The sequence below is a fragment of the Mariniradius saccharolyticus AK6 genome (assembly GCF_000330725.2).
GTDB classification, from domain to species: domain Bacteria; phylum Bacteroidota; class Bacteroidia; order Cytophagales; family Cyclobacteriaceae; genus Mariniradius; species Mariniradius saccharolyticus.
Genome location: NZ_AMZY02000010.1, coordinates 146,853 through 167,165, shown reverse-complemented (window position 1 = coordinate 167,165; position 20,313 = coordinate 146,853). Strand labels below are relative to the sequence as shown.

Genomic DNA, 20,313 nt, shown 5'->3' with positions numbered 1-20,313 from the left:
AATAACCATTAACAATCACCTCCCCGGCCATGATCCAAAACCAATTCAGAATAGCGTTCAGAAACCTCCTGAAGCAAAAGGTTTACACCACTATCAACATACTTGGGTTGGCAGTAGGAATTGCGAGTTGTATACTGATCGTGCTTTTCATCCAGCATGAGTTTTCCTACGACAAGTTCTTCGGGGATCACGACAGGATCTATCGCATGTCTTTGGAGCGCATTTATCCAAAACACAGTACCTATTACGCGATTGTGCCGCATTCCTTTGCTAAGGTGGCAAAGGAATCCTATGACGAAATCGAGGAAGTAACCCTTGCCACAAGATTCCCCGACGTCGAGTTGATACATATCGATGCCAAGGGCGATGAAGTGAAGTTCGACGAGAAAATGGTTCTGACCGCTGACAGCACTTTTTTCAGGGTTTTCGATTTTGCTTTTGTGGAGGGTAAATCCGACAGGCTTTTCACAAAAGCAAATGAAATGGTGGTGACGGAGGATTTTGCCAAAAGGTACTTTGGAGAAGCAAATCCGATCGGAAAGACCGTCAAGCTAGGCGGCGGGGCTGATATTGAACTGACCGTGGTCGCCCTGATGCGGGATTTGCCGAGCAATTCCCATTTTGATTTCAGTGCCGTGATTTCCAATACGGGTCTGCCCTTTTTGCAGCAGGAAAATTTCACGGGTTTTTCGGCCTATACCTTTTTCAAACTTCGGGAAGGTGTGGACCCGCAAACTCTTGAAGCTAAAATCCCCCAACTCGTAGACAAATACGCCGCCGGTCAGATCGAGCGGGAATTGGGTAAATCCTGGGAGGATTACAGAAATGCCGGAAACGGTTACCGGTATTTTCTACAGCCGCTGACTGACATCCATCTATTCCCGACCTATATCGAAGCCCAATTGAAGCCCAGTGGCAATATCAATTCCATCTACATTCTAATCGCCGTGGCCGTTTTGATCTTGGGAATTGCCTGTGTCAATTTTATGAATCTCTCCACCGCCAAGTCCGCAGAGCGGGCGAAGGAAGTTGGCATTCGTAAAGTAATGGGCTCTTTGCGCGGCCAATTGATGACGCAGTTTTTATCTGAGGCCATCATCCTCAGTGCATTTGGCGTATTTCTCGCAGTAGCTTTCGCCCAATTCGCTTTGCCATTTTTCAACGACCTCACTGACAGGCAAATCGAGCTTCCGTTCTCGTTTCCTGCCTTGGGCATGGCCATCGGGGTTATCCTGATTGTCGGATTGTTGGCAGGGATTTATCCGGCGATGGTGCTTTCTTCTTTCAAGCCGACAGAGGTGATGAAGGGAAGATTCACCTCCTCCCACAAAGGCCAATGGATCAGAAACGGGCTTGTCGTATTCCAATTTTGGATTTCTATTATCCTAATCATCGGCACTTTGGTTATCCGCAACCAAATGGCCCATATGCAGAACATCTCCTTGGGTTTTGACAAGGAGCATGTGCTGATGGTCGAGCGGGGATTCAGCTATGGTCCCCAAAACCTCAAGACCTTTGTGGAGGAAATCCGCCAAATGCCGGAAGTGCAGAGCGCGGCGTACTCCTTTGCGGCACCAGGGGATGAAGCCTCGTTTTTTGGCGTAATGTACCAGCCGGAGGGGGCAAGCGAGCTATTGACAGTCAAATCGATGGTCATTGCGGATGGAGGTATCGAGACTTTGGGTTTGGAAATGCTAGCGGGCAGATCATTTTCGGAGGATTCCCAAGACTCACTTTACCTCATTCTCAACGAAACGGCGGTGAAATTGCTTGATATCGGGGATCCGATTGGCGCAAAATTGTCCGAGGTGCAAAATGGGCCGGATGGTCCGGTGACGATTTGGCGAACTGTGATCGGCGTCGTCAAGGACTTCAACTTTATCTCGCTCCGGGATGAGATTACACCTTTGGTGCTGCAAAATGTCGAAAGCTTTGGACAGGAAGTTGGTGGCCAGTATGTTTTGGCCCGTATCAAACCCAATGAAACCCAAGCTGCCATCGACGCGATAGAAGGCAAATGGAAGGAAATCGACCCCAGTCAGGCATTCAAGTATTCCTTCCTCGACGATCGGCTCAACAATCTTTACAAACAGGAACAGCAAACAGGGCGGATATTTTCGATTTTCTCGGGATTGGCCATCTTCGTGTCCTGTATCGGGCTGTTTGCATTGTCGGCTTATATCACTAGCCTGCGCACCAAGGAAATCGGTGTCAGGAAAGTTTTGGGCGCTTCGGTGAGCGGGGTCGTGATGATGCTGTCCAAGGATTTTACCAAAATGATCCTCTTGGCCTTTGTCCTTGCGGTCCCCGTGGCCTGGGTGGTCATGGAGAAATGGTGGCTGCAGGGATTTGCCTATCGGGTAAATGTCGGATTGGGCGTCATCCTTGTGGCAGGACTCTCTGTCCTCATCATCGCCTGGCTGACGGTAAGTTTCCAATCCGTAAAGGCAGCCTTGGCGAATCCCGTGAAGAGCTTGAAGAGCGACTAAGGTCAAACCAATTGCGCTGCCGGAAGTCGGTAATCCAACCTCACACGGACATATTCCTCCATCTAGATAGAATGTGGCCTGGACGCTAAGGGTATCCCGAATGCTACCGAGATGGCGTCTACACCTTTTTTTTTAGTGAAATTTGTAATTCACCTGGCCTCAACCTATATTCCAATGCGGTATTTGGATATCAGTTCCAATTGCAAATTGGAAAAATAAAAGGGTGGGATTGCATCTACGATGAATATCGGGATCCACACAGCCACCACCGAAAGTCTATACTAAGCTCAGGAGGCGGGAGAACATGATAGACGAGTTGAGCACCTAAGGGAGAAGGACAAATGAAAAAGATTGAAATCCTTGGATTAATTGTTGCCTTGATTGTGTTACAATTCTTTGTTTTCACTGATTTTAGTCTTAAGAATATTTCTTCCCAACATATTTTGGCATCATTGATTTTTTCGGTATTCCTTCTTGTAATCGGGCTGGTAACGCGCTTGGTATTTTTAAGAATCGAGCGAGGACAGTTGAGCGATGGCGTAAAGATTTTGTCAATGTTTGGTGCAATCGTTTCGATAACTCCGTTAATATTTATCTATTTTCTCATCATCAAGAACGAAAGTCAACTGCACGATTTTGCACCGGGCCCATTTTGGTTGTTGTTGTATCCGCTTTCTCTATTTTTGACTCGTTTCTTTAGATATTTAGATATTATCACAAAGTAAACATTGATGTAAAGCTATTATCTCCACCTAGGTTTGGTATAGGTCGTATCCCCCGTCTGGTCGTAGTATGGCTAAGGCGCTTAGCGTAATTTGCCAGCCCTACTTTCCGGCTCAATGCTAATTCCGATAACGATCGGAACCACAGAATGATTTCTAGACGCATTGGCCTGCTTTTCTATAAAATGAATTTGTTGATCTCAAACTATATTCCAGTGCGGTGCATTTGATCGCTATTCCAATTTCAAAATTGTGTTGATAATAGAATGGAATTGCATCCGCGATGAATATCGGGATCCACCCAGCCATCACTGACAGCCTGAACTTCACTCAGGGGGGTGTGAAGACAAGGAAGGTTCACAAAATCGCCGCCTTCTTTTTTTCGTCAAAGGGGCTTCCGCAAAAAGAAAAAAACCTTCGGGGTTATAAAAACCCCAAAGGTTCTGCAATTCTTGAATCTTGTGTCTTGAGTCTTATGTCTTGACTCTATCCTCAGTCCTCCCCCAAGAATGGATACCTGTAATCCACCGGCGACACGAAAGTTTCCTTGATCGTCCTTGGCGATACCCAGCGTAGCAGATTGATCATCGAACCCGCTTTGTCGTTTGTGCCCGAAGCCCTTGCTCCGCCAAATGGCTGTTGCCCGACGACAGCGCCTGTTGGTTTGTCATTGATGTAAAAGTTGCCGGCGGCATTTCGGAGTTTTTTGGTGGCAAGCTCGATTGCATAGCGGTCCTGTGAAAACACTGCACCTGTCAAAGCATAGGGGGAAGTCTGGTCCACCAGTTCCAAGGCCTCCTCAAAGTGCTCAGCATGGTAGACATAGATTGTCAGCACTGGCCCGAAGATCTCCTCGCACATCGTGGTGTACATCGGATCTTTGGTCAGGATGACGGTCGGTGCGATGAAGTAGCCTTTTGACTTGTCATAGGTGCCGCCCGCGATGACTTCTACGCCTTCGGATTTCTTCGCGTTGTCGATGTATTTGGCGATTTTGTCAAAAGCTTTCTCGTCGATCACGGCATTGATGAAGTTGGTGAAATCTTCCGTGCCGCCCATTTTCATGGAAGCAAGGTCTTCCAAGAGGTATTTTTTCACATCTTCCCAAAGGTTGGAGGGGATATACGCCCTCGATGCTGCGGAGCATTTTTGGCCCTGGAACTCAAACGCACCTCTTGACAAGCCAACCGCCACTGCTTTTGGATTGGCGGACTTGTGGGCAATGACGAAATCCTTTCCACCTGTTTCGCCGACGATTCTTGGGTAAGACTTGTATTTGTAGATGTTTTCGCCAATCGTTTTCCAGATATGCTGAAACACGCCCGTGGAACCCGTAAAGTGGATTCCCGCAAAATCAGGATGGTTGAAAATGATGTTACCGGCCGTCGGACCGTCCACATAGACCAAGTTGATTACGCCGTCCGGTACGCCGGCTTCCCTGAATACCTGCATCAGGACGTTTGCTGAGTAGATTTGGGTGTAGGCTGGTTTCCAAACGACCGTGTTGCCCATCATCGCGGCGGATGTGGGGAGATTTCCGGCGATCGCGGTAAAGTTGAACGGTGTCAAAGCAAAAACAAACCCTTCCAAAGGTCTCTGTTCGAGTCTATTCCAAACCCCGTTCCCGGATACGGGTGGCTGTTGGGCGTAGATTTCGGCCATATACTTGACATTGAAGCGAAGGAAGTCGATGATTTCGCAGGCGGAGTCGATTTCAGCTTGGAAGGCGTTTTTGGATTGGCCGAGCATGGTGGCTGCGTTGATTTTTGCACGATAGGGTCCAGCCAAGAGGTCGGCTGCTTTCAGGAATATCGCTGCACGCTGTTCCCATTCCATGGATTCCCAGGCATGTTTGGCCCCAAGGGCGGCATTGATGGCCTGCTCGACATGGGACGCGTCGCCCTCGTGAAAGTACCCCAGGATATGCTGATGGTCGTGTGGAGGCGACATGGGTTTTTTGTGCCCGGTCCGCACTTCCTCACTGCCAATGTACATCGGTACGTCAATGACTTGTGAGCGGAGTGTCTTGAGCATGTTTTGAAGCTCTTTTCTCTCGGGGGAACCCGGCGCGTAGCCCTTTACCGGCTCGTTTTGCGGAGTAGGTACATTGAAAAATCCTTTCAGCATATCTATTTGAGTTTATATTTTTTGGTAGGCAAATATAAGGCATACCTTTTGGAAAACATGGTGATCTTGGTTCCAGATGGTTTCTCCAAACATTTTGTCCGAAAAGGAACCTACAAGATTTCTTCCAATTCCTTCAAATGCCGAATGGTATAGGTCGGTGTATGTTCTATGCCTTTGAAGTGCGGGTCAAAATAGACGTTGTCGATCTGGGCGCGGATGGCGCCAAGTATATCGGAATTGGGATTGTCGCCAATCATGATACAGTCTGTATGCACGGTGCGCAGCTGTTCCATGGCATATTGGAAAATACGCGGATCGGGTTTTTTATGACCTGTGGTCTCTGATGTGACCACGAGATCAAAAAAGGGTGTCAGTCCGGAGGCCTCCATTTTCTTGAATTGGCTTTCGTTGAAGCCATTGGAAATGATGTGCAAGCCATAGTGCGGCCTGAGATATGCCAAGACTTCCTTTGTGTAGGGCAACACATGTGGCTTGGAAGAAGTGCGGGACATAAAGTCATCTTCCAAATCGCGGGATACCATCTCGGGATTGGCACCTGCATGCTCGAAAATCAATTTGAAACGGGTCTCACGCAGGCTTTCTTTGCTGATTTTCCCTACGTCATAGAGTGCCCAAAGCTTGAAGTTGACCGCGTAAAAGGACTTGATGAAAGCATCCACATCGGGGATGCCGGCATTGGTCAGGCTGTGCTGGACAAACAATTCGGACAGGGATTCCTGCACATTGCGGTCGTAATCCCACAAGGTGTGGTCCAGGTCAAAGAAGAGATGGGTGTATTTTTTCAAGAGAATTTACTTTCTGTAGGGGTTGTTTTCGATCTTGTTTTTGGCAAGTTCACGGTTGGACTGAAGTATCACAAAAACCTCCTGATCTCGGATAAGGTTTGGGTCCTTCTGGATAAACTTGAAAATCTGCTGGATGATTTCCTGTGCCTCGTCCAAGATGTAGTAAAAAATCCACTGATCCACACGCCTGCTGCCGAGCAATCCGGCATTTTTGAGGTAAATGAGGTGCCGACTGGTTTTGGTCTGGGTAAAATCGAGGATATGCTCCAGGTCGGAGATACTGAGTTCCTTGTTTTGGAGCAGGAGGTGCAGGATTCTCACGCGGGGTTCTTCGGACAAAGCCTTGAAAATCCGCATCCCATAGTTCAAGCTGATGTTTTTGAGGCGCATTTAGCAAATTTAACGAAAGAAAGGTACGGCAAATGAAGCAATTCACGCCAAAATAGACTAATATTAGGCCAAAATAGGACATCCATTGTTGGAGATGGACGTTTCTATCAAGGGCCCAAATCGATTCAGCTTTGAAATTATCAGTACCATATTGCCTTTCCACAATCCTTCTCGGAATGCTCTTTTTGGGTGCTTTCCAAGCCAATGCCCAAGACCGGGAGCGCAAAGTGATCCAATTGTCAGGTATTATCCTGAACGCCGACAGCACCGATGCCGTCCCCGGGGTCAACATTTACGTGCCTAAAAAAGGGAGGGGCACCAGTTCGGGCCGCTACGGTTATTTCTCGATGCCCGTACTGGAAGGGGATTCTGTGGTATTTAGCTTTATTGGCTTAAAGAGGCAGACCTTCAAAGTGCCCAACAATGTAGAGGATGACAAAATCAGCTTGATATTGACGATGCAGGTGGATGAGATTTCACTTGCCGAGATCGAGGTCATGCCTTATCCAACAGAGGACGAATTCAAGCGGCAAGTATTGGCCATGAACTATGAGGCTCCAATGGCCATCGACACCCGGGGCAATATGAGTCCCGAGACCCTGCTTCGATGGGCCGGGGAAATGCCGGCCTCGGCCAATGAAAACTGGCGCTATTTCCAGCAGGGACAAATTCTGCAGATCCAAGATCGCTATGGACCAAGACCCTTTACCCTCATGGATCCATTCGCGTGGTCCAAATTCATCCAATCCATAAAACGGGGTGATTTGAAGAAGAAGGATTAATCTAGAAAAAAATGAATACAGGCTGTCTCGGAAAACCGGGGCAGCTTTTTTATTTCCCGTTGTTCCCACCCGACTGCTCCAAAATAACCGAAGTAATGGGGTACACAATCCGTATCGTCGGCTCCGACTTGAACCTGTCCAAAATCGCCTCGGTAATCTGATGCTCAAAATACCGCCGCTTTCTTGGGTGACACAAGTATCGAAGCGAAAGTTGAATTCCCCGATCGAGGATCTTGGTGTAGACGGTCGGCGTATATTGGCTGAAGGTGATGAAATGCTCCTTGTGGGCCTTTTTCAGCTCCAATTCAATTTGCTTAAAATCCCCCTGAAGCAGCTCGTGCATGATTTCCTTCAGGACCACCTGCGCCCGCCTATGGTCAGAATCGAGGCTGACATACAGTTGCTGCTCGTTCCAGATGTATTCGAAGCCTTGGCTGTAGTTGGCCTGTGGAAATGAAAACACCATGCCGTTGGGAACATGGATGATACGTCCGGTGCTTTGCTCCGCATCTACCCAATTGCCGACTTCCAGCAAGCTGAATTGGAAAAGCCTCAAATCCACCACATCGCCCTTGTACTCGCCGATTTGGATCCGGTCGCCGACATCAAAAGGCTTCCGCCAAAGTATGAACACCCATCCCGCGATGTTGACAAAAATATCCTTCAGCGCAATCGCAATGCCGGCTGATAAAAGTCCGAGAAAAGTGGTGATGGATTGGAAGTTGCTGATCCAAATGTTGCCTACCAATAACAGCCCGATGAATACGAGCGTGTATTGGATTGATTTGCGCCAATGGTAAACTCTCCGGATATCCTCGTCTGGGCGGTTGCCGATCAGGCGGTAAGCCCCCTTCTTGATTACCCAAAGCACCAAAACAATCAAGATGGTCTTGTAGATATTCCACCTGATATCGTAGGCGATGATGTCGTTGAGATATTCTACCCAGTTGTCCATGATCTGATTTGATCTCTCTAAACTAAGCCCTGGCGACGGATTATCAAAAGCAGCAGGGAGAAAATAGAATCCGAGGGCCGTGATTTCATATTTGACAGTTAATAGAAACAAAACATTCCATTTTTTGCCGTTTTGGATTTCTCCCGTATTTTTCCAAGAATCAAATCCAATCCTAGCCATGCCAGTGCGTACCTACAGATTTGTACTCCTTGTTTTATTGTGTTTTGCCGTTTCTACTGCCTTTGGCCAAAGCGATCCCAAAGCATTTTACCTGACTTGGACCGATGACCCCAGCCACAGCATGGTTGTGGATTGGCATTTGGAGCGCTTGGAGCCGGATACTTTGTTCATTCGGGAAAAGGGAAAGACCAAGTGGAGTTCCTTGGAGAGCGACGTATTGCCTTATCCTTTTTCCACCCGATATGTCCACCGCATTTCTGTCCAAGGTCTGAAGCCGGCGAGGGAGTATGAAATCAAATTTGGAAAAAGCGAGCGCGTCTACTTTTTCCGTACGATGCCAAAAAATCTGAAAAACACCGCTTTGAAAATCGCCATCGGCGGCGATTCGATGCACCAGAAGGAATGGCTCGAGAAAACCAACAGGGTCGTCAGCGGGCTCGATCCCGATTTTGTAATCATCGGTGGGGACATGGCTTATGAAAACGGTGTCGCTGAAAACGTTGGTCGGATTTACGATTGGTTTGACGCGTACAGCAAGACTTTGGTGACGGCGGAGGGACGGATTTTGCCCTGCCTGGTAGCGGCAGGCAACCATGAGGTGGTGCGTGGATACCACAGCGCCCACCAAGGTTACGTCCAAAACAATGAATTCCGCAACCGTATCGCACCGTATTTCTATGGGCTTTTTGCCTTTCCGGGACAACCAGGCTACAATGTGCTCGATTTTGGTGATTACCTGAGCCTGATCATTTTGGATACGGAGCATTCCAATCCGATCTTGGGAGCGCAGACCGATTGGCTCAAAAGTACCTTGGCTGCAAGGCAAGACGTCGCTTTCAAACTGCCGATTTACCATGTGCCCGCCTATCCATCCGTTCGGGCTTATGGTGACAAGGTGCAGACCTTGGTAAGGGAAACTTGGACGCCCATCTTTGAGCAACATGGGGTCCAGTTGGCCTTCGAAAATCACGACCATGCCTACAAGCGCACCTTTCCGATCAAAAACATGCAGGTGGCAGAAGGCGGCATCGTCTATGTGGGAGACGGTTCGTGGGGAGTGACCCCAAGGGATATCCATCCGGTAGACAGCACTTGGTACCTACAGGTCGCGCAAAAGATCCGGGCATTTACTCTTTTGACTTTGGAGGACGGTGCCTACCGAATCACGTCCTACGACGAAGATGGTCGTGTGATTGACCAATTTGGGGACAAGATTTGGCCCCGGAAACAGGAGGATTGATATTCCAGCCAGGTTTTTGAATTAGATTGGAAACATCTTGCCTTCTTCATTATTCTTACGTTGCCAACGTAAAATATCTTACGTTTGTAGCGTAAGATGTTTTATTTTTACAGCGTAAGATGTATCTTTGTCTAGATAAGACATTGAAAATATGGTTTTTAAGGAGGATGTACTGGCTGCTTATCAGGGTCAGCAGGGTCTGTTGGAGAAACAGGACTCATTCGTTGAGCGTGCCTATCTTGGCCAACTTGAGGCCAAGTCCAAGCACATAGAGGTAATCACAGGCGTGAGGAGATGTGGGAAGAGCACTTTGATGCGGGAGATAGCGAGGCGATTCTACGATAAAGTAGCGTATTTCAACTTTGAGGATTCGCGTGTTTTCGGTTTTGAAGTGGGTGATTTTTCTAAATTGGATGAGGTAATTGGGAAAGATGTGGATGCCTATTTTTTTGATGAAATCCAGAACGTGACTGGCTGGGAGGTTTTTGTGCGGCAATTGCATGAACAGGGCGCCAAGGTTTTCGTCACGGGATCAAATGCGTCACTGCTTAGTAGGGAATTGGGGACAAGGCTTACAGGTAGATACTTGAGTCATGAAATCTTCCCGTTTTCTTATGAAGAATACCTGAGCTATTTTTCGAAAGAGAACACCGACGAGAATTTCAAAAACTATTTGTATAACGGCGGCTTTCCGGAATTTCTCAGGGACCAGAATCCGGAGATATTGCAAATGCTGCTCAAAGACATCCTCCTACGGGATATCTCTGTCAGGTTTGGGATCAAAAACACACAGGTTTTGATGGAGGTGGCGCTATTCTTGGTGAGCAATGTCGGGAAAGAAGTAAGTTACAATGGCATAAAGAACACATTTCAAATCGGTTCCCCGAGCACGGTGTCGGATTATCTGTCTTGGATGGAAGATGCGTATTTGTTCTTTTTTCTCCCCAGATTCAGTTGGTCTGCCAAGTCCGTCGCCCGAAATCCCAAAAAGGTTTACTGCATCGATACGGGATTTGCAAAATCCAATTCCCTGAGCTTCAGCAAAGATGAAGGAAGGCTTTTGGAAAATCTTATCTATCTGACCCTTCGAAGAAAATACACCAAGTTGTTTTATTTCAAGGATCGGTTGGAATGTGACTTCGTCGTTTTCGAGGGGAACGAATGCAAATGGATCGTCCAAGTCTGTGCAACCTTCCATGCCGACAACCGGGACCGGGAAGTCAACGGACTTTTGGAAGCCATGGAGGCACTGAAGGTGAACGTAGGCTATATTGTCACGCTGAACCAAAGTGATGATTTGAGGGTCGGTGAAAAAACGATTAAGATAATGGAATCAAGGACCTTTATGGCGCTGATAGGCGAAAAACCTGGCCTTTGACAAATCTGCTGGGTGGTGGTCCAGATTGCAAAGCGGGGGAAAGACTTGATTCTTAACTTGGGAATTCTGTTTGGGTTTACGATTGCAATAAAATTGGAAACGATGGCTTCAAATCTCCTTAACTTCCTCGACCAACCCTATCCTTTCTACTACAAAGGCAAACAGCTTATTTCGTTTGCACTGCTCATTTTTGTTTTGAGTGTGTTGTTCAATTACTTTTTTGAGCCATTCAATAATAATCCCAGGGAACACCGGATGGATTTCTTCTGGATCAGCGTGGTGCATTCGGCCAATGCTACTTTGGTCGTATTGCTGTTTTTGGGCCCGATTGGACTGCTCACCAATGAGGATAACTGGACCGTCAGAAAGGAAATCCTGGTGGTATTGGGCCTGTTTGTTTTGATCGGTATTTCCCAGTTCTTGATCAGGGACTTGATTTATGACAATCCGTACAACTGGTCTTGGCGGTATCTGATCGAGGAAATCCGAAATACCTGCCTCGTGGGGATTTTGTTTTTTTCCATCATCGTACCGATCAATTTTATCCGGCTCAGTCGGGAGCATACAACACTTGCCGCACGCTACAATGCGACGGCACATCCTGCCGAAACTGCCAAAGGACCGGAAGAAATCCTCATCCGTACCCAACAGAAAAGTGATGACTTCACGCTCGACTGCAGCGGTTTTTTGTATGCAAAGGCAGATGGTAACTACCTCGAAATCCTCATTGTGGAAGACGGGAAAGTTCACAAGTTGCTGAAAAGGATGACGCTGAAGGAGTTTGAAACGCAGCTAGAGGCACCCGACCATATAATCAGGACACACAGATCCTATCTGGTCAATCTCCGTCATGTGGGCGATATCAAAGGAAATGCGCAAGGGTACCAACTGCACTTGAAGCATCACCCGGAGACGATTCCTGTGTCAAGGGGGATGATTCCGCTGTTCGAAAGCCGGATCAAGGTTTAGGCTTTGTCATTCGTCACAAAGCCGTGACAGCCATCCCAAGGCGCTTTATTTGTCTTATGTAGATTCTACATTTGGGAAAAAAGTAATTCCATGAGAAGACACGATATGGATTGGCTGCGGGTCATCGTTTTTGGCTTGTTGATATTTTATCATGTGGGGATGTTTTTCGTCCCATGGGGCTGGCATATCAAAAACGACATCATCTATCCCAATGCCCGCTGGCCGATGCTCTTTGTGAACCAATGGCGCTTGCCTATCCTGTTTGTGATCTCGGGCATGGGCACTTTCTATGCGCTGTCTAGGAGGACTGCCGGACAGTTTGCAAAGGAGCGATTCATCCGATTGTTCATTCCTTTGGTCTTTGGGATGTTTGTCATCGTGCCACCGCAGATATACTTCGAGCGATTGGACAAAGGCCAAATCAACCCAGGCTATTTTGACTTTTGGCCTTCGCAGCTTTTCGCCAATGGGGTATATCCAGAGGGTAATTTCTCTTGGCACCACTTGTGGTTTCTGCCCTATTTGTTGCTGTTTTCGCTGGTGTTGCTCCCACTGTTTCTGTATCTCCGGTCCCATCCAAATTCTGGGATTTTAAATCGGATGCGAAAATGGGCGAGCCAGCCCTTTGGCTTGTTTTGGCTCGTGATTCCTCTGTACATATGGGAGTCACTGGTAGAGCCCTTTTTTGAATCGACCCATGCCTTGATTGGCGATTGGTTCAATTTGGTCAACTACGGCACACTCTTTTTCTATGGCTTTTTGCTGATTTCGGTGAAGGACGTTTTTTGGGCTACTGTGGAGAAAAACAGGCGAAAGTACTTCTACATCGGGCTTGTCTTCTTTTCGCTGCTGCTTGGAATCCGTTTGTTGTTTGAGGACTCGACGCCGGTTCACTTTACCGAGGCCATATTTAAGGTAGTCAATCTCTGGGCGTGGATTCTGGTCCTTTTTGGCTATGCGGCGGCTTATTTGAACAGGCCGAGCGCCCAACTCAGCTACGCAAACGAGGCTGTGTATCCTTTTTACATCCTGCATCAGACCATCACGATAGCGATTGGTTTTTACCTGATGCACTTGGATTGGGGATTTTGGCCAAAATTCGGTCTCATGGTGGTCGGTACTTTTGGACTTTCCTGGCTGATCTATGAATTTCTGATCCGAAGGTGGAAATGGGTCCGGCCGTTGTTTGGGTTGAAGGAGAAGGAATGAGCCCTTGGGTTTCGTTGAGGATTCTGTGCAGGAGGCTTTTTCAGTTGGCCTCAAAACTCCCTCCTTCAAAAAACCGCGGGCTGATTTTGTTTCCATCCCACAAATGGCTAAATTTTTTGAATGATCTTATTTGGCTCTCTGAAGAAAGGTAATTCACTCAATCACAGGGAGTTTGATTCATGATCAAACCGTGCCGACTCTATCGGTTCAAAAGCCATTGCCGTCCCGGATGGGAATTCTAAACTGACACCAATTCAACCAATTTTTATGAAAAACAGACGAGAGTTTATCAAACAAACGGGAATCGCCGCTGCCGCCATCGGCCTTGGTATTCCGCAAATGTCATTTTCCAAGCCATCCCAAGATCCACTTTTCAAAATTTCCCTTGCCGAATGGTCTGTGAACAGACTTCTTTTTGGCAAGAAGATGGATCATTTGGACTTTGCGGCCATGTCCAAGAAGCATGGCATCGATGCGGTCGAATATGTCAACCAGTTTTTTATGGACAAGGCCAAGGACATGAACTACCTGCGGGAAATGAAAACCCGGGCAGAAGGCGAGGGTGTCACCTCCGTATTGATCATGGTGGACCGGGAGGGAATGTTGGGAGCAGCTACTTCCGAGGAGCGGAAACAAACCGTGGAAAACCATAAGAAATGGGTTGAAGCCGCTAAGTTTCTCGGCTGCCACTCGATTCGTATCAATGCCTACACGGCTGTACCCTGGAGCGAGGATCCAAAGATTGCCAAAGAAGCCCTGAACGTCACCAGTTCCGGCCTGCGTCAGATGTGTGAGTTTGCACATGATTTTGACATCAATGTCATTATCGAGAACCATGGCGGGTACTCTTCAGATGCCAAGTGGCTGGCCGAATTGATCAAGGAAACGGAGCACCCGCGTGCCGGGACGCTTCCTGATTTCGGCAATTTCCAGATTCACAGAGATGACAAGCGGATCGTATCGTACGATTCCTATCGGGGAGTCGATGAACTCATGCCCAAGGCAAAGTGCGTCAGTCTTAAGCCGACCGTGTGGGATGACCGAGGTGGTCAGCACGCCCTTGACTACTCCCGAATGATGAAAATCGTACTTGCCCATGGCTATCACGGCTATGTCGGGATCGAGCATGGTGACAAAGACCGGGAATGGGAAAGCATCGTCGAAATCAGAAATACTTTGAGGGATACGATGGAGGTACTGAAGGGATAGGCGAATTGAAAAATTGAAAAATTGGGAATTGGAAAATTGATGGCGACCAGAGAAATCACATTCTGTAGCGGTCAATTTTCCAAACCCCCAATCCCTCTAATCCCCTAATCCCCCAAACCCCCAAACCCCCAATTTTCCAATCTCAAATCTCAATTCTCAAATCTGAAATCTTATTTCCCCTACCTTTGCACCATGGAAGGTACCGCAAAGCAAGATATCAGGAAGTTGAGTTTGGAGCAGTTGGAGGAATTCTTTGTCGAAAAAGGCGAAAAGAAGTTCCGTGCCAAGCAGGTGTTTGAATGGCTTTGGAACAAATCATTGAAGAACTTCGACGACATGAGCAATATCTCCAAGGAAACCCGGGAGATGCTCAAGGAGCACTTTTCCATCAACCATATCCATGTCGACCTGATGCAGCATTCAAGCGACGGCACCATCAAAAATGCCGTGAAGCTGTACGACGGCAAAATCGTCGAGTCGGTGCTGATTCCTACTTCCAAGCGCATCACGGCCTGTGTTTCCTCACAAGTCGGTTGTAGCCTCGACTGTAACTTTTGCGCCACCGCCCGCCTCAAGCGGATGCGCAACCTCAACCCAGATGAAATCTACGACCAGGTCGTTGCGATCAAGGAGGAGGCCGAGACTTACTTCAACCGCCCCTTGACCAACATCGTTTTCATGGGCATGGGCGAGCCACTGCTCAACTATGCCAACGTCGTAGAAGCGATCGATAAAATCACTTCTCCCGAAGGCCTCGGCATGGCAGCAAGGCGGATTACCCTTTCGACCGTGGGCATTCCCAAAATGATCAAGAAAATGGCAGATGATGAAGTCAAGTTCAACCTTGCCATTTCCCTGCATTCCGCCATAAACGAGACACGAAGCCGTCTGATGCCGATCAACGATTCAAATCCCCTCGAGGATTTGGCGGAAGCTTTGAAGTATTGGTACCAAAAGACCAAGCGGAAGGTGACGTACGAATACGTCATTTGGGATGGGATCAATGACGACGAGAGCCATGCCAAAGCCTTGGCCAAGTTCTGCAAAATCATCCCTTCCAAAGTCAATATCATCCAATACAATCCGATCGATGAGGGTGAATTTCGACAGGCATCCCAAGAAGCGGTGGATATGTACGTGCGGATTTTGGAACAAAATGGCATCGTAGCCAAAGTCCGCAAGTCCAGAGGTCAGGACATTGACGCAGCTTGCGGTCAGCTAGCCAACAAGAATGAGGTGGCGCAACTGGGTATGGCCTGAGGGAAATTTTTCTTTTTGGATTTCAAAGGCTTAACTAGCCGTTTGTCCTTTTGAACAGGATTTTTTCGGATGAAACAAAACTTAACTATAAGTTTGACGTAGTTTCACGTGTTCAAAGTTTTGTTTTAAGTAAACCAACCATTATGAAAAACCTGCTGCTTTTTTTTGTCGTGCCATTTTTCTTCCCATTTATCAACCAACAGCCGCTCGGTATCGCAGAATTGACGGAAAAGATTTTGGCCAACATGGAAGCCTACGTCGCGGATTTTCCTGAGGAGAAGGCCTTTCTGCATTTGGATAAAAATATCTACTCCGCTGGCGACAATATCTGGTTTTCGTGCTATCTGACGGCAGGAAGCCCGGATGTACCATCGCCTTTGAGCAAAGTTCTTTACGTGGATCTGCTCGATAATGCGGGAAACCTTATCCAACAAAAGGCGATTGAAATCAAGGAGGGGCACGGCGCAGGTGAATTTCGTCTGGATAATTTTACTCAGGAAGGCGTCTATCAGATAAAAGCTTATTCCCATTGGATGCGCGGATTTGGGAATGATGCGGTGTTTTCGACGTCAATTCAAGTTTTCGAGCCATACAATCTCAGCTTCCAACCAACGGTTGTTTGGGAAAAATCGGAAACCAACCTAGGTACAAGCTATCAGGGATCGGTTACGGTTTTAGATCGCTCGCTCAAGCCGCTGACCTCAGGTAAGATATCCGCTACTTGGAAAATCGGCTCTACAGGTATCAAAACAGAAGCTCTAAAATTGGATGCGGAGGGAAAAGGGACCCTGGGATTTCAGGTTCCAATTGGCAAGGAAAGCGAGATTTCCACGTTGGTCCTTACGTGGAAGGAAAACGAGGAGTATGGTGTGGAACGTCAGTTTGTATTGCCCTTTGCCAGCCGCAGCCTTGACATTCAGTTCTTGCCAGAGGGAGGTGACTTGGTAGCAGGATTTGCAAATAAGGTCGCTGTCAGGGCTGTTTATCCTGATGGCGCTCCAGCCAAAATTTCCGGCACGGTACAAAACGGAACGGAAAAAATACCTTTTGAAACAAACACATCTGGACTTGGAGTATTTAGCTTGACTCCTGAAATAGGTCAAAAATATGCCGCAGAGATTACCATCGATGGCAATTCCCGCATGGTCGATTTGCCTCCAACCAAGGCTTCTGGCATTAACCTCACGGTGGACAATTCGAACGAAGCCCTTGTCAATATCCTGATACAAGCCAGAGATTTTGGAAAAATATCACCTACAGGCGAAGCCCTGCTGGTAGTCCATGCCCGGGGCCGCATTGGCCATATGCAGGTGATCAACCTCGCAAACGGCGTCACCGGCGCGCGCATTCGTAAATCCCAATTGGTTTCTGGTATCAATCAAATCGCCGTATTTGAGCCTGGGGGAACTCCCTTGGCGGAGCGCTTGGTGTATATTTCTGGGAGAGACGAGCGTGCACTCACCGTGAACACCCCACAAGTAAATTTAGCGCCAAGGGCGAAAAATACCTGGTCATTTCAAGTGGACGGGGAAGGATTTGAAGGGGGAAACTATTCTGTGTCCGTCATCGACGCACAGGAACAATCCTTTCAGTCGAATTCCAACATTCTTTCTTATCTCAAACTCGAATCGGAACTCCAAGGAAACATCCATCAGCCGATCAGGCTTTTTGGGCAGCAACGTGACCATGAGTCTATCGAACTCGTCATGCTGACACATGGTTGGAGGCGGTTTGATTGGGAAGAAGTTCTCTCCAAGAAATTCAACAACAGCAATTTCATTGAGCAGGGCATCAATATCACAGGTACGGTTTCCCCAAAGGACGGGAACAAAAAAGGTCTTGGAGGTGGAATTATCAATGTGTTCAGCAAAGGTAACGAACAGGATTTCCTTGCAGTGGAATATACCGACAACGGGAAGTTTATCATCGACGACATGACTTTTACTGATACCACCCAATTGGTATTGACCGTAAGGGACAAAAGACTCAGGGAACTCGTCCAACTCGAGCTTGACCCGCCATTAGCCAAATACCAGCAGTGGGAGGGATTCGTACCGACACAAAAGAGCTTCGAGGCTGATCGGTATTTGCAGGAGTTTTTGACGCAAGCAGAAAAGCGCCGACAGTCTTCTGCCGCTTTTGATGAGATGGGGACCGTCGATATTGACGAATTTGTCGTGAAAGCACAGAAATACCAGCCCGAGCAGGAGAACATCAACCGGATGTATGGTAAAGGCGACGCAACCCTGATTCCTTCCGAAATAGGTGGATTTGAGGGGTATTTTGATATATGGCAGTTGCTGCAAGGAAGGTTTTCCGGTGTCAGTATCAAGCCCAATCCGATGGGTGCACCTACCGTGACGATTCGGGGCGCGGGTTCGCTCAACCAGCTTTCGCCAATTTTCCTGTTGGACAACGTTCCTGTGGACGCACAGTTTATCAGCTCGATCAGCCCGAGGGATTTAGCGGCAGTCGATGTATTCAAGGATGGTGCGAGTTTGGCGATTTTTGGTTCGGCGGGCGCAGGTGGTGCGATTGCATTCTATACAAAGCGTGGAGGGGGGGTATTGGAAGCAGGTGAAGGGGTGTTCAATTTGAGGTTTCCCGGATACTCCACGGCGCGGGAATTTTACATGCCAAAGTATGACCAAGAAAACAGCCCCAAACCGGATTTTCGCTCGACCCTCTATTGGAATCCGAAAGTTGCAATCGATGGCAATTCAGGCACGATCGAGTTTTTCAACAGCGACGTTGTACAAGGTTACAAGCTCGTGATTCAGGGAATGGACAAAAACGGCAAGCTATCCTATTTTGAAAAAGAAATAATGCCTTGATGTTTGGATGCCCTTTGCTCAATGCCTAGAAGGATTAAAGCTATTTTTTGCTGAACTCAAACAGTTTCCTTTTCTCTTCCTTGCTAAGAGCATCATAACCCTTGGCTGCGATCTTGTCCAAGATTTGGTCGATTTCCTCTTGGGTGGTCTCTTGTGGTCTTGCGGCCGCGCCGCTCGATTTGGAGCTGCGATAGGATTCGGAAGAGCTCACTTTTTCTTTCCGGTAAGTCACCTTTACTGCTGGTTTTTTGGTAAAAAGTCTTTCGAAAAACCGTCCAATTGCCTGAATCCATCTACCCAAATCCCTTCCTTTGCGTAGTTGGATTACATACAGGTATCCCAATGCCGCGCCGCCAAGGTGGGCGAGTTCCCCGCCGGCATTGTTTCCCGCCGAGTTCGCGAAGGCAATAAACACATAGAATATCGCGATGTATTTGATCTTAACGGGACCGAGCAGAAGTAGAAAAAAAGTGGTATTGGGAGAAAGGGTTGCGGCTGCCACCACGATCGCATATACGCCTGCGCTGGCGCCGAGCATTTTTGCAATTGGTAGAACCTCTGCAAAAAAAGGCGAAATATTGTACATGGTCAGGTATAGCAATCCACCGGCAATACCTCCAAGGATGTAGATATTGGCCAGTTTTCTACTGCCCAAATACTCATGCAGCAGCATCCCGAACCAGTACAGGAACAGCATATTGAACAGGATATGGAATATACCTTCATGAAAAAACATGTAGGTCATCACGGTCCATGGCTTTTCCAAAAGCTGCGGAACCGCCGCCGGCATCATCAGATTGGTGCGCAGCAGTTCATAGATCGATGCACCTCCCGAATATTGAAGTATCACCCTGGCAAACAACATCACCACAAACACCAAGAGGTTGATCGCAATGATCTTGTACAGGCTATTGTTGTTTTGCCTAAATGCGTTTTTGAGATTATACCAGAACCCTTCGTACATAGCTCGATCAGTAAAAACTTTTCCTGCTTTTTTTCCAATAATATACCAATCCCGCCCCAATCACCAATCCACTCAGGTGGGCAAAATGCGCCACATTGTCCTGCGGATTGTCAATGATAACAGCATATACGGTATAAACGCTGTAAGCCAATATCAGATATTTTGCCTTTACCGGTATTGGTGGGAAGAGTAGTAACAGTTGGGTATTGGGAAACAGCATTCCGAAAGCAATCAAAACACCAAATAGGGCTCCTGAGGCACCCACCATATTCCCATTCAGAACGCTATTCCTCAAGGTTGTAAGGACCACCTTTGATTCCCGGTTAATATTTTCGTTATCCGGGTTTCTGTCAAAGTAATCCATGAATTCAACTAATTCAGGATTTGGTTTATCTGTAAAATGTCTAATGCATTTTCGGAAATTTTCAGGGCTTTGTTCACTGTAAAACTCAGCTATCAAATTGTCTAATTTTTGAGTCTGAAAACTGGTGTATCCTGAATACAGCACACCAGCACCCACGCCACAAACCATCCAAAGCGTCAATAGCTTCTTGGGTCCGATAAATTCCTCCAACAAAGGGCCGAACACAAACAATCCAAACATGTTGCTGAACAAATGCCAACCATCAGCATGCATGAACATGTAGGTCAGAAACTGTGTCGGGATAAATCTTGGGCTTTGGATATGGTACAAGGCAAAAATCGCCGAAAGATTGGGCATGACGTAAGTTGCTACCACAAACAAGGCAATATTGATGATCAGGAGATTCTTGACTATGGGCGTAATGGGTCTGAACAT

16 protein-coding genes are annotated in these 20,313 nt (G+C 47.5%); 10 read left to right on the top strand and 6 right to left on the bottom strand.

Annotation, left to right across the window (positions count from 1 at the left end):
• Positions 1 to 29 precede the first annotated feature (29 nt).
• Positions 30 to 2,489, top strand: a complete 2,460-nt coding sequence (locus C943_RS09960; protein WP_008627251.1) for an ABC transporter permease — start codon at positions 30 to 32, stop codon at positions 2,487 to 2,489.
• 341 nt (positions 2,490 to 2,830) lie between these two features.
• The gene (locus C943_RS22355; protein WP_008627250.1) at positions 2,831 to 3,214 is read left to right on the top strand and encodes a hypothetical protein; all 384 of its coding nucleotides are present in this window, start codon (positions 2,831 to 2,833) and stop codon (positions 3,212 to 3,214) included.
• 489 nt (positions 3,215 to 3,703) lie between these two features.
• On the opposite strand, the gene pruA is transcribed toward C943_RS22355, so the two are convergent.
• The 3 genes from pruA to C943_RS09935 form a co-directional block, all read right to left on the bottom strand.
• On the bottom strand, positions 3,704 to 5,338 hold the full coding sequence (pruA, locus tag C943_RS09945) for an L-glutamate gamma-semialdehyde dehydrogenase (RefSeq protein ID WP_008627247.1): 1,635 nt from the start codon (positions 5,336 to 5,338) through the stop codon (positions 3,704 to 3,706).
• Positions 5,339 to 5,448: 110 nt separating this feature from the next.
• Positions 5,449 to 6,144, bottom strand: coding sequence for a YjjG family noncanonical pyrimidine nucleotidase (locus C943_RS09940; RefSeq protein ID WP_008627244.1), 696 nt, complete (start codon positions 6,142 to 6,144; stop codon positions 5,449 to 5,451).
• Between the two features lie 6 nt (positions 6,145 to 6,150).
• Complete coding sequence (locus C943_RS09935; RefSeq protein ID WP_008627242.1) at positions 6,151 to 6,534, bottom strand: ArsR/SmtB family transcription factor; 384 nt, start codon at positions 6,532 to 6,534, stop codon at positions 6,151 to 6,153.
• Positions 6,535 to 6,710: 176 nt separating this feature from the next.
• Here C943_RS09935 and C943_RS09930 point away from each other — a divergent pair, with 176 nt between their 5' ends.
• On the top strand, positions 6,711 to 7,316 hold the full coding sequence (locus C943_RS09930; protein ID WP_051069573.1) for a carboxypeptidase-like regulatory domain-containing protein: 606 nt from the start codon (positions 6,711 to 6,713) through the stop codon (positions 7,314 to 7,316).
• Positions 7,317 to 7,365: 49 nt separating this feature from the next.
• Here C943_RS09930 and C943_RS09925 read toward each other — a convergent pair whose 3' ends face one another.
• Positions 7,366 to 8,271 carry a mechanosensitive ion channel family protein gene (locus C943_RS09925; RefSeq protein WP_040480306.1) on the bottom strand — a complete coding sequence of 302 codons (906 nt, stop codon included), beginning with the start codon at positions 8,269 to 8,271 and terminating at the stop codon, positions 7,366 to 7,368.
• Positions 8,272 to 8,449: 178 nt separating this feature from the next.
• On the opposite strand from C943_RS09925, the gene C943_RS09920 reads away from it, so the two are divergent.
• The 7 genes from C943_RS09920 to C943_RS09890 all read left to right on the top strand — a co-directional run bounded on the left by C943_RS09920 (position 8,450) and on the right by C943_RS09890 (position 18,550).
• Complete coding sequence (locus C943_RS09920) at positions 8,450 to 9,691, top strand: purple acid phosphatase family protein (protein ID WP_008627238.1); 1,242 nt, start codon at positions 8,450 to 8,452, stop codon at positions 9,689 to 9,691.
• Positions 9,692 to 9,842: 151 nt separating this feature from the next.
• Positions 9,843 to 11,069: an ATP-binding protein gene (locus tag C943_RS09915; protein WP_008627237.1), complete on the top strand. Its 1,227-nt coding sequence runs from the start codon at positions 9,843 to 9,845 to the stop codon at positions 11,067 to 11,069.
• A 102-nt stretch (positions 11,070 to 11,171) separates the two neighbouring features.
• Positions 11,172 to 12,038 (top strand): LytR/AlgR family response regulator transcription factor, encoded by an 867-nt coding sequence (locus C943_RS09910; protein ID WP_040480305.1) that lies wholly within the window; start codon positions 11,172 to 11,174, stop codon positions 12,036 to 12,038.
• A 90-nt stretch (positions 12,039 to 12,128) separates the two neighbouring features.
• A complete protein-coding gene (locus C943_RS09905; RefSeq protein ID WP_008627235.1) occupies positions 12,129 to 13,247 on the top strand; it encodes an acyltransferase family protein in 1,119 nt (372 codons plus the stop codon).
• Positions 13,248 to 13,514: 267 nt separating this feature from the next.
• A complete protein-coding gene (locus C943_RS09900; protein ID WP_008627233.1) occupies positions 13,515 to 14,456 on the top strand; it encodes a sugar phosphate isomerase/epimerase family protein in 942 nt (313 codons plus the stop codon).
• Between the two features lie 192 nt (positions 14,457 to 14,648).
• Positions 14,649 to 15,716, top strand: coding sequence for a dual-specificity RNA methyltransferase RlmN (gene rlmN / locus C943_RS09895; RefSeq protein ID WP_008627232.1), 1,068 nt, complete (start codon positions 14,649 to 14,651; stop codon positions 15,714 to 15,716).
• Positions 15,717 to 15,859: 143 nt separating this feature from the next.
• Positions 15,860 to 18,550, top strand: a complete 2,691-nt coding sequence (locus C943_RS09890; RefSeq protein ID WP_008627223.1) for a TonB-dependent receptor plug domain-containing protein — start codon at positions 15,860 to 15,862, stop codon at positions 18,548 to 18,550.
• A gap of 40 nt (positions 18,551 to 18,590) precedes the next feature.
• Here the strand turns inward: C943_RS09890 and C943_RS09885 are convergent, their stop codons facing one another.
• A complete protein-coding gene (locus tag C943_RS09885; RefSeq protein ID WP_008627221.1) occupies positions 18,591 to 19,514 on the bottom strand; it encodes a rhomboid family intramembrane serine protease in 924 nt (307 codons plus the stop codon).
• Between the two features lie 7 nt (positions 19,515 to 19,521).
• Positions 19,522 to 20,313: a rhomboid family intramembrane serine protease gene (locus tag C943_RS09880; protein WP_008627219.1), complete on the bottom strand. Its 792-nt coding sequence runs from the start codon at positions 20,311 to 20,313 to the stop codon at positions 19,522 to 19,524.